The organism is Thermoactinomyces daqus (assembly GCF_000763315.1).
Lineage (GTDB): Bacteria > Bacillota > Bacilli > Thermoactinomycetales > Thermoactinomycetaceae > Thermoactinomyces_A > Thermoactinomyces_A daqus.
Genome location: NZ_JPST01000050.1, coordinates 1 through 9,662 on the forward strand (window position 1 = coordinate 1; position 9,662 = coordinate 9,662).

General features: G+C 47.4%; 14 protein-coding genes. 2 read left to right on the plus strand and 12 right to left on the minus strand.

The window, feature by feature from the left end:
* The 10 genes from JG50_RS0116030 to JG50_RS0116065 all read right to left on the minus strand — a co-directional run.
* Positions 1-680 (minus strand): hypothetical protein (locus JG50_RS0116030; RefSeq protein WP_152568624.1); only part of this gene is annotated, 680 nt, incomplete at its 3' end.
* A gap of 128 nt (positions 681-808) precedes the next feature.
* Positions 809-964, minus strand: a complete 156-nt coding sequence (locus JG50_RS20290; RefSeq protein ID WP_160173913.1) for a hypothetical protein — start codon at positions 962-964, stop codon at positions 809-811.
* Positions 965-1,067: 103 nt separating this feature from the next.
* Positions 1,068-1,262, minus strand: a complete 195-nt coding sequence (locus JG50_RS0116035; protein WP_033102143.1) for a hypothetical protein — start codon at positions 1,260-1,262, stop codon at positions 1,068-1,070.
* A gap of 293 nt (positions 1,263-1,555) precedes the next feature.
* Positions 1,556-1,786, minus strand: coding sequence for a hypothetical protein (locus JG50_RS0116040; RefSeq protein ID WP_033102144.1), 231 nt, complete (start codon positions 1,784-1,786; stop codon positions 1,556-1,558).
* 7 nt (positions 1,787-1,793) lie between these two features.
* A complete protein-coding gene (locus tag JG50_RS20295; protein WP_160173914.1) occupies positions 1,794-1,943 on the minus strand; it encodes a hypothetical protein in 150 nt (49 codons plus the stop codon).
* Positions 1,944-3,653, minus strand: coding sequence for a type IV secretory system conjugative DNA transfer family protein (locus JG50_RS0116045; protein WP_033102145.1), 1,710 nt, complete (start codon positions 3,651-3,653; stop codon positions 1,944-1,946). It abuts the gene before it with no gap.
* Positions 3,654-3,681: 28 nt separating this feature from the next.
* The gene (locus tag JG50_RS0116050; RefSeq protein ID WP_033102146.1) at positions 3,682-4,266 is read right to left on the minus strand and encodes a hypothetical protein; all 585 of its coding nucleotides are present in this window, start codon (positions 4,264-4,266) and stop codon (positions 3,682-3,684) included.
* A 1-nt stretch (position 4,267) separates the two neighbouring features.
* Positions 4,268-4,897, minus strand: coding sequence for a relaxase/mobilization nuclease domain-containing protein (locus JG50_RS0116055; protein ID WP_052154408.1), 630 nt, complete (start codon positions 4,895-4,897; stop codon positions 4,268-4,270).
* Between the two features lie 13 nt (positions 4,898-4,910).
* A complete protein-coding gene (locus JG50_RS0116060) occupies positions 4,911-5,627 on the minus strand; it encodes a hypothetical protein (protein WP_033102147.1) in 717 nt (238 codons plus the stop codon).
* Between the two features lie 223 nt (positions 5,628-5,850).
* Positions 5,851-6,153, minus strand: coding sequence for a hypothetical protein (locus JG50_RS0116065; RefSeq protein WP_033102148.1), 303 nt, complete (start codon positions 6,151-6,153; stop codon positions 5,851-5,853).
* Positions 6,154-6,756: 603 nt separating this feature from the next.
* On the opposite strand from JG50_RS0116065, the gene JG50_RS19060 reads away from it, so the two are divergent.
* Positions 6,757-7,257 (plus strand): MerR family transcriptional regulator, encoded by a 501-nt coding sequence (locus JG50_RS19060; RefSeq protein ID WP_052154409.1) that lies wholly within the window; start codon positions 6,757-6,759, stop codon positions 7,255-7,257.
* 329 nt (positions 7,258-7,586) lie between these two features.
* Here JG50_RS19060 and JG50_RS0116075 read toward each other — a convergent pair whose 3' ends face one another.
* Positions 7,587-8,564 carry a helix-turn-helix domain-containing protein gene (locus JG50_RS0116075; protein ID WP_033102149.1) on the minus strand — a complete coding sequence of 326 codons (978 nt, stop codon included), beginning with the start codon at positions 8,562-8,564 and terminating at the stop codon, positions 7,587-7,589.
* A 510-nt stretch (positions 8,565-9,074) separates the two neighbouring features.
* The gene (locus tag JG50_RS20300) at positions 9,075-9,215 is read right to left on the minus strand and encodes a hypothetical protein (RefSeq protein WP_160173915.1); all 141 of its coding nucleotides are present in this window, start codon (positions 9,213-9,215) and stop codon (positions 9,075-9,077) included.
* Between the two features lie 262 nt (positions 9,216-9,477).
* Between JG50_RS20300 and JG50_RS20760 the strand changes: the two genes are divergently transcribed.
* A partial coding sequence (locus tag JG50_RS20760) for a hypothetical protein (protein ID WP_235281713.1) occupies positions 9,478-9,662 on the plus strand: 185 nt, incomplete at its 3' end.

A 9,662-nucleotide genomic window follows, 5' to 3' on the forward strand; every position in this document is an offset into this window, starting at 1 on the left:
ATGGGCATTGGTACGACCGCCGCTTCCGCCGTCTCCTCCTCCGGCTCCCGGACGATCTCCATCGGCTCGGCCTCGATGGTCGGGGCGGGTTCAGGTTCCCGCCGGAAGTACTCAGGAAGACCTTCGTCTTCCGATTTCATCCAAGGAAAGATGCTTCCTCCTCTTTCAACTCGTTTTCTCCTTCGTTCATCTCTCCGTGCTCTCCTGATCAGATCGAGATCAGGTTTTCGCGCCTCGTATTTCAAGTATTCGATCAGTTGTATAATTCTTTCTTCTGCAATTTCTTTCTTCGCTGCTTTCATTAGTTGTCGAGGGGTTTTTCTTGATGGTTTGTCCGCATCCGTGTTGAGCCAAACAAAAAGTGACTCAACGTAGATCATTGTTCCTGTGATCAAAGCGCCAAGGAATGGCCCTGCAATTGGGTTCATTTCGTAGAGAACGCTCATGTTGATGAATGTGATCGCAGCAAGTAGCCCGATATATGCGACATTCAAAAATAATGGTACATTTTTTCTCTGTGCCTTCTGATCCGCTCGAGTAAGGAGGGTAAACGCAAATAGAATTTCAATAGCACACGCAAATCCAATCTGGTGAAATATGTTTGTGGCTCCGACCTTTGCCGCAAACTCTTTCGTTTGTCCAAATGACAATCCGATAATAATCGCGGCAAAACCAAGCATAATCCAAAATTCAGGTTTTTTTCTGTGCACTTTCATTCTTTGATATAATGACACGAGAAAATCACTCCTTTGATGGGGTGTTTACTTGGCCTGCCGAGTGGTCATTGGCGTGATCCGGCAGGCCACTATTATTTTTGTTCTGAATGTAATCCCTTCAAAATTAAGTCCTTGACTGCACCTGCAAAACTCGAAATATTTTTCTCCTCTTGGTACTTCTTAATCAATTCTTCCAGTGACGGCTCAAAGTAGATGTTTTTCCGTTTGGATCGTTTCGGTTTCTCCATTGCGTCACCTCCTATTGTCATTATATACATCCTTAAGGATGTATGTCAACCGTTTTTCAGAAAAAATTAAAAGAAAAACACCCCCTGCAGATCGGGGGCGTCTTTACTTGAGTCCTAAAAACTTGCTTCCCAGTTTGGTGAAGAAGCTGGACGGCGTGACCTTGCCTGCTGGCTGTTTCCAAAGTGTGTGAACAGGCTGAGATTTCGGGTCAAACCAATCAAAGCCGCCGGGAAGATGTTCCTTAGGTTTGGCCTTTGTCCAATCACCTTTCGGGCCTTTTACATCCAACCAGCTCATATGTATTCACTCCTTTTTTTTATGGATTTCTCCGGGTTTCCCTATTTCCCTTCTTTTTTTGAATAGAGGGACGAGGAAGCGGCCAGATTTGGGGTCGCTTCCTCTTGGTTAGCCGACATCCGAAGTGAAGTGACTGTCAAGGGAGCAAGTGCGGAGAGTGCCCTTACAGCCGCCCGTAGGATTGCGGCTGTTGGCCACTGTCCAAACGACCCTTGACTGGAACGGGAACGGAGGATATTTCCAGAAGTCTGGGAATGAAAAAAAGAGAAAGCGGAAGGATGAATTCCCTCCGCTTATCGCTCCCGGTCACTAAGTCCCCCGGTCAGCTCTCGGGTGATTTGTTTTACTCGGGGATGGGCTTCCCCGTCGACAGGCTGAGAAAGAAGTTCGAGCGATGGGTCGGATTCCCGGTGAGGATAGGGGGAAGTGTAGTTTGTCGGGATCGGGGAGACAGCTTCAAAATCCTTTTCCAGTTTGTCTAGAGAACGGTTGGGCATCATCCATTTTTTCAGCCATTCAAACATAGTTTTATCATCCTTTCACCAGCCGCAAGCGAGGTTTCCTGATGTAATGAGTCGCTACAGGCGGGATGCGCTCGTAGGCTTCCCGCAGTCTTTCCAAGCTGGTTTTCCCGGTAATTCGTGTCATCAGTCGTTCCCATAACTCGAATATCCAGTCCAATCAATTCGCCTCCCTCCTCTCGTTTTCTTGCGGTGTGATATCTCCAACGATCTCTTTCATATGATCGACAATGATCTCTTTTCGTTGGCGTTGCTTTACCACTTCTTTTAGTTTTCTCCTCATAATCTGATTCAATTGGAAGTCTTTCCAATATTCGATGATCTCCAATCGTGCCGGATGCTTGGATGTGGTGAAAAGAACGGGTTTCTTTTGAAGGTCTGACCAATCGTTCGGGTGGATCAGGGGGACTCCTGTTTCACTCTCGCTGATACTTACCCTTTCGTAACCTTCGCGATCCTCGCTCCGGTTGATACTTTCAGTTTTGATCGTTTTCGTCCCGGCTCGATCAGAAAAGTATCTTTGGGTTTCCGGTTCGTCGATCCCGAATACCAACTTGAAAGGACAGATATTCATGATCGTTTTGCGCCCATTGACTTGATAGATGTCATCCAATTGGGACATGGCCTGAAAAGCGAGGGAAAGAACGACGCCCCGGCTTCGCAAAGTTGCAAGGGACTGGAGCAAACTAGGGATGTGTCCGAGCGTTGGCAATTCGTCGATCATGAAGAGAATGCGGGGACGCTTGTCGTTCTTTTTCACTTCTTTCCGGGCGCTCAGGTGATCGACCGCCTGATTTATAATGATGTTCATCAATTTACGATACTGTGGTAGTTTCAACTTTTCCTCGGGAACACTTAGGTAAATGGTAGCCCGGCTTTCCAGTTCGTTTAAATCCCAATCGGATTGGGAAGTAGCGCGTTTGATGTTGTCGTCCGCCGCGATCTTATTCAGTGACCTCATGAGATCGCTCATGACATAGGACTGTACCTTATCTTCCAAGTGGCGAAGAGGAGACGCCAACAGGCGGACTTTTTCGTTTGGGTGATTTAAGTAATATTCCTTTAATTCACCTATGTCATTTGAGCAGATGAATTTGCAAACTTCGGTCAGTGTCCGATGTTTCAAATGCCCTTCATAAATGGCCGCCGCAACAATGGAACGCGCCATTTCTTCCCAATATGCATTTGCTTTGTTTTCTTGAGGAATCAGGATTTCTGCCATGGAAAGGGCCTCATCCGTTGTATGGCAAAAATCCAGCGGGTTGTACTGATCACACTTCTCGGCAAAAGGATTGAAGACATATACCTTTTGAAAACGCGAGCGATAGACGGCGGTTTTCTCTGACAGCTCTCCACCTTTGGGGTCAAAAACTAAGGCGGAATCCTGCCATACCCAGAGGGAGGGGATAACAAAGCCGGAGGTCTTCCCTGATCCGGGCGGGCCGATCACAATGACATGGCCTTCCATCGTTTCGGGCTTGCTGATAAACTTGCCTTTCATTTTGCCAAGGAGGAGACCAGTTTTCCCGATCAGTCCGGCTTTTTTGAGTTCGTGAAATTCAAGGAAGCGGGCATCGCCGTAGGTGTCGGCTTCTTTTTTCGTTTTGTACACGTCACGCCAAGCGCGATAAGTGTAGACCGCGCCACCGATCCAGACGGGAACACCGAACGGGCCGAGTTCGTATCCATTTGCCTGGGCAACCAGATACGGCATACCAATGACAAAAGAACCATGAAAGAATGCTCGGGCAATCCCATAAGGGTCGCGGTGCTGTAGTTTTTCCTTTTTCACTAACCAGTTGAAACCTTTTGCCATGCGGGCGTTTACAACATCAAGCGCTTTAAAAGGAACTTTCACCAGCTTAAACATGATATAATTCCTCCTAGGGAGCCATCCCTTAACGGGATAGCTCCGGGTAGTTTTTCGGGGCCTTCTTCGGAACTGGGTTGCTTTCCGGGCGTGCCAGTTCGCGGGAAGGCTCTTTGACTTCTCCGGGTAGACGGATCACTTCGTTTTCCCGTACCATGCGGGCCTCTTTCTCGAACGGCAGGGGCTTTTTAAGCTCGCGCCGTTGTTCCATGTTTTTCTTCATCTCATTCAGTTTGTCGGATTCGATAATATTGATGATGGATTCAAAGGCGATCTCTTTCACCAGATCGCGGCCCTGACGAAAATCTTCGCGGAATTGCTCGCGAAATTGGATTAGGCGTTCTTTCACCGCTTCTTTGTTTTCCAAGATGAAAGCTTTGAGCTTGCTTTCCTTCTGCTCCAGTTGTGCCGCCTTTTCTCCTTCCTCACGATAGCTTTTCTCAAGCCGCTCCAATCGCTCCCGGGGGGTTTTGGTTAACTCCCGGATGTCTTCCATAGCGTCTTTGGCCATTTCGCTGATAAATTCGATCGGGAAGAGAACAATTCTTCCCAATCCTTCGATCTCATCGTGGCTCCCCGGCCTGACGTCAAACCAACCACCCATAAAACTCATTTCATCGCTCCCTTTCAAATGATCGTGTTTTTTCCAATTCATAAACCTTGTCTAACAGCTCGCGTTCTCGGTCTAATTGTTTCTTCCAATCCTCTTCTATATATCGCCCCCTTTCACGGTTTCGCTCGGCAAGTCGTTCCTTTACCCTTTCGCCTATCCGTTCCATCTGTCGCATTTGGGGATTGCTGATATAGACGGATCGCTCTCTTTCATCTCTTCCCCTGATGACAATATGACAATGGGGATGATCTTCGTCGTTGTGATAGGCGGCGATCCAATCAAGCTGTTGTTTGCGGGCCGTTTCATACTGTGCCATCGTTTCCCGGACAAATTCAATCATGTTAATGCCAAGCCGTTTTTGCTCATCTTCGCTCATGCTGATTACAAGTTTATGGGCCACGACACCTTGTTCTTTTTGTGCGGCGATTCGGCGGCCAAATTCTAAACGGTCTGCCTTATCGCTATCTTTTGAAAACATAATCGGGGGTTCCCGATGAACCTTTATCCCTTTTTTGTTTTTGCGGTCTGATTCGATATATTTAAGATGCTTTTTGATGGCTCGCACTGGTTGACGTTGTTCCCACGGTTTCGGGTACTGATAAAATCCTGTCGAGTGTACCAGAACCCCCATATTTTACCCCTCCTTATGGTTTTGGGACTTGCCTTTGGTAAGCTTTCACAAAATCTTCGATGGAGAATGGGAGTGTGTATTTGTTGCCGAAAGTGGTTTTCTCTGCTTTGCTCGCCAGATTTTCAATCATACGGGTGTAGTATTGTTCGATCTCTTTCGCTTTCTTTTCCATCCTATCGGCTTCTAGTTTGGCGCTGGAAAGTTCGCTATTCCGTTCCCTAAGTTGTTCAATTTCTTTTTTAAGTTTCTCATTTTCAGCTTGAAGCTGTTGGTTTTCTTGGAGCATGTGGGCTACTTCTTTCCCGCCTGCCTCTTCGTAATGACCTTCTAAAATTTCGTGAGCCTTATTCCATCGATTGGTTTTGACTTCCTTGAATGAATTTTTAGAGAGGTTCTTCCGTAAAAGCTCCTCCGCCACCAAAGCACCGTAAACCGCATAATAACTTTGCTTTGCAATGAGGTCACCCACCCGTTTCAGGTGCGCATCAAACTCCTTTTCAAATTTTTCATTGACGCGGTTTAGTAACGCGCCCTCCGTTGCTGAGAGAACCTGTTCCAGTTGGTTTCCGCTTTGTCGAGCAGCTGAATAATGGGTAACTGCGTCCTCAATTACAGCGCTCACGCGATCCTCCCGCCCGTAATCTTCCTTGGATATTCGTCTGATTTCGGCGTCGATGCTTAGGCTAATGCGTGGCGCTATTTTGACTTTCGATCCTTCGATTTTTGGCATGAGCGCTGTCCTCCTTGTCGCTAAGCTTAGACGACATCATATCAACCTCCGTTTTTATTTTGGTGGCGCAGCCGCCAAAATCGGGCGGAAGCCCGAGAGCGCCGTGCGCGTCCGCTTGGCGAAGCCACTTCCCGCAGGGTGCGGACGGGAAACGGCGCTTATTTGACATTGCTAGCGTCAAACATTGCGTATATTCATAATATACGCTAATGTGCTAGCAGTGTCAATATTTTTTCGGATGGCTTGCCAGCCGAAAAAATACGCCCCCGGCAGGGCGGAGCGGTGGTGCGCTAGCACCTTTAAGCTCCGCAACGGATGTGTTACCCCGAAGACGACGCCCGAGCCGGGGCAATTTTCCGGGGACAAATCGCGAATCAACGCGGCTTCCCCGGCAAACGGGCGGCGGCGAAGCGGGTGAAAACGATGAGCAAGCGAGCAAATCCGCCACACCCGTCAGGGTGTCCGCGATAGCGGCGCGGATTCGCGAGCGCAGATCATCGCTGGCGGAGGAAGTGAAGCGTTCCACGCGAGCGACTCTTGAGCGAGGAACGAGCGAAAGAGAGCGAGGGGAAGCGGAACGACCGGAAGCCAGAACAAACCAAGTTCTTATAATGCGTAGTTTTTAGGATACGCATCTCTATATGCGTAGTAGTCCCGAACATTTTGCCGCTTGGCCAGCTGTGGATCCACACCTAAAAACGAACAAAAATTTTTGGCCAGACGGCGGATCCACATCTAAAACCGAATAATGCGAATCGCCCGGTTCAGCACCGCAGATGAGGGAAGAAAAAGGAATATCGGCTAACGCCGATTTCATCGGAAGAAGTGCGGGAACTCATTTCAAACCGGAAGGAAGAACAAGTCCTGGGTAAACAAAAAAAAGGGCTGTCCTCGCATTGGGTATTCGGGGTAACAGATCGATCTAAGTTTGAGCATCGCATCATGGGACCGAGGGAAGCGGTGAACATGGCTAGCCGTCATAACAGGGGCATAGCGCATTATGCTCGCCGGGGAGAGAAAAAACAGCTAACCAAGGAAGGGTGTCAGGTAGTGCGATGGGCGTAGCAAAAGCAGAGAATAGAAGGGTTTGGAAAATTCAGGGAGAATGTTTCTCAAGAGGTGACGTTACATGTATGACTATGTTTATGACAACGAACCCGCGTTTTGGGCTAGGGAGGTCTCAAGTACCTTGGGTATTTCTGAGTCTACCCTGAGGAAGTATTGTTTGATCTTGGAGAAGGCGGGATATAACTTTCTTCGCGGTGATAATGGTAGGCGGGCTTTTCTCGAACGAGACATTACGATATTAAAAAAGTTTCAGGAATTAGCGGATAGAAAGAGCACAACGCTTGAAGACGCTGCCGCGACTATCGTTGCTACAGTTCAAAACAACAAATCAAGCATAACGCCCGTAGATACAAATAGAAGTCTTTCGCTAGAAACTAGAATCAAACCACTTTTACAACCACTATTAGAGCAAAATGAAACGCTAAAACGGGAGCTGAACGAGATCAGAAGCCAAATGGCGGCCACTCATGAAAATCTCAACGAAAAATTGGACACGCTCATCACCGAGACCAGATCAGAGCGACAACGAAAGGCTCGGCGGTGGTGGCGGTTTTGGAAGTAAAGAAGTATCCCTCCGTTCCGGTGCTTCGCAGGGGCAGCCGCCCGCTGCACGCTGTTTGCTCGTCCCTCGCAAGCCAGCCGCGGCACGGTCAGGGCCCCGGCGATTTGGTTTGTATCACAGACAGACCTTCTATTTTCGCCTGAGAGCGCCGGAAAAGAAGGGGATAAGGGTATAGCACCCCCTTTAGAATCCCTTCTCACAGCTAACAGGAGCCGATTTCAGGCGCGGCAAAGACCGAATATTTTCAGCTGCCGGCATCCGGAGATCCACACCAAAACCCGAATGAAAATTGTTGGCCAGGCGGCAGATCCTGGTCTGAATCCGAATATTTATGATGTCGTTGATTTTTTCGGGGAAAACTTTTCATTCAGCAGTCGAAGTTTTGCCCGAATCCGTTTTTCGGCCTCTGGATCGCGGGTTTCCTCCATAGGGTTTTGTTTTCGTTCTTCTTCCCATTTCAGCGCTTCGTAGGTTTTCGTGTGTAAAGGAATAACGTTGTTTGATTTCTTTTGCTTGGTCATGCTGTAAGCTTCTTTTCCGAGAAATTCGTTTATGTAGATGTTAAAGTCTTTGACTCCATCCCTTTCTAACTTGTCACAATACTTACCCCATAACTCCATGATTTCAAAGCTTTTCACCCCTGTAGATTCCACCAGCTTTTTATATGAATTGAATACCGTTTGATCATTCCTAACCAACCAACCAAGAGCCACTTTGACATGATCGTACTCGCTGTATAGCGGATCTTTTTTGTATTCTTCCACCTCGCCCATTGGTTGGTTATTAAAACTTGGGTTATTAAAACTATGGTCATTAAAACTCTGGTTATTTTTGCGGTGTTCGGTGCGGTGTTCGGTGCGGTGTTCGCCTTTTTTGTGTTCGTCGAAAGCCGCGTCGTTACTGATATTTTCGGGCGCAGGGGGGTGAGGCATACCCTGCGGTACTCCCTGCGGTGTTTGGTGAGGCGTTTCTTTGGCATCAAAAAGCTGGAATGCTTCAAAATTGACAACGATAAATTTAGTGATCTTCCCATATGTAGGGTGGTTATGTACTTCTGTTTCTAAATGTCCAGCTTTTTTCAAGTTCTTTACTGCTCGTCTCAGTTTAGATTCTTCTACTCCTGTCCATTTCGCCATTTCACGGTAGGACGTTACCCAGCTTCCACGTTCAACAGGAATACCATCAACTTCTGTATCCGCATAAGCCGCAAGAATTTTTAAATAAGCCATGACGGCCCATTCAGCCCCCGGTTTGATCTTGTTAAACATAAAATGACGGTCGATGTTTGCTTTGCCTTTTACGTTCATAAAAAATACCCTCCTGTGGCGTGACCAGCCGCCCAGCAAGAGGGTATACCTATCCCGTCTAAAATATTGACTAAAACGCCTATCCGCACATATACTATAGGTGAGTGAATCTTATATGTGCGTGACGGGAAAGGTGATCACCAAACTTTGGTCGGGGCGGTGGTCACTTTTCCTTTTTATGTACTTTTCACTTTTTGATTCTATCAGAATATGACGTGAGTTGACAATTTTTATAGTTTGATGAGGAAAGTAAAGCGCGACAGATGCCGCGCTTTCACCAACTGTTCCAACCTTGCCAAGCCTTAGCCTGTTGGTTCCACTTTTCCTTTCTTTTCTCCTCGCACTGTGGGGACTTGCAACGGGGAGGGATTGAATCTTCAAACTCCCAGTATGTGTGCCTGCACTTCGGGCAGCGGATCAACACCTCCGTCCTCCATCCTCTTTTTGCATTCCTTTCCACAATTTTAAAACCCATTCCTCATCAACCTTTCTATTGGGAATATTTTAAACTTACCAGTCATGCTGCTCTTCCCAAAGATCATCCCATCCAACAGAAGACGCACATTCACTGCACAACTCCATGCCACCAGAACTATATTGAGGCGGGTTTTGCTCGCAATTATCACAAACGAATTTGCCATCTTTCAACATGATTAAATCTCCTCCTATTTGAAGTTCTTTCCGTCATTAAATTTTCTAATGAGTCGCTCAAGGTAAGCGACTTGCTCCGGATCGGCCCCGTTGCTGACCCACCTGTTCAACATCTCAACAAGGGCCAGCCGGATATAATCACGTTCTCTTTTGCTGAATGCACTATTCCTCAACTTAATAAACTTCGGTGACAAGTCCATCATAACCTACCCTTTCTTATGTTAAAATGAAGGGGAGTAGAAGCCGTGGCAGCGGCTTCTACTTGAGAAAATATCGTTTACCACCCGAAACCGCTGGCATCCTCTTTTTTGTCAGTGGTTTCGCTGCATTTGTCTGGGTGCTTCTCTTTAAAATCGTCCCAAGACATTCCGCCTTTTTTGCCAAGTTCGATGATGTCTCGGGCAAGTTCTGCCTCTTCATGAGAACTCCACATTTTGAATCACCTCC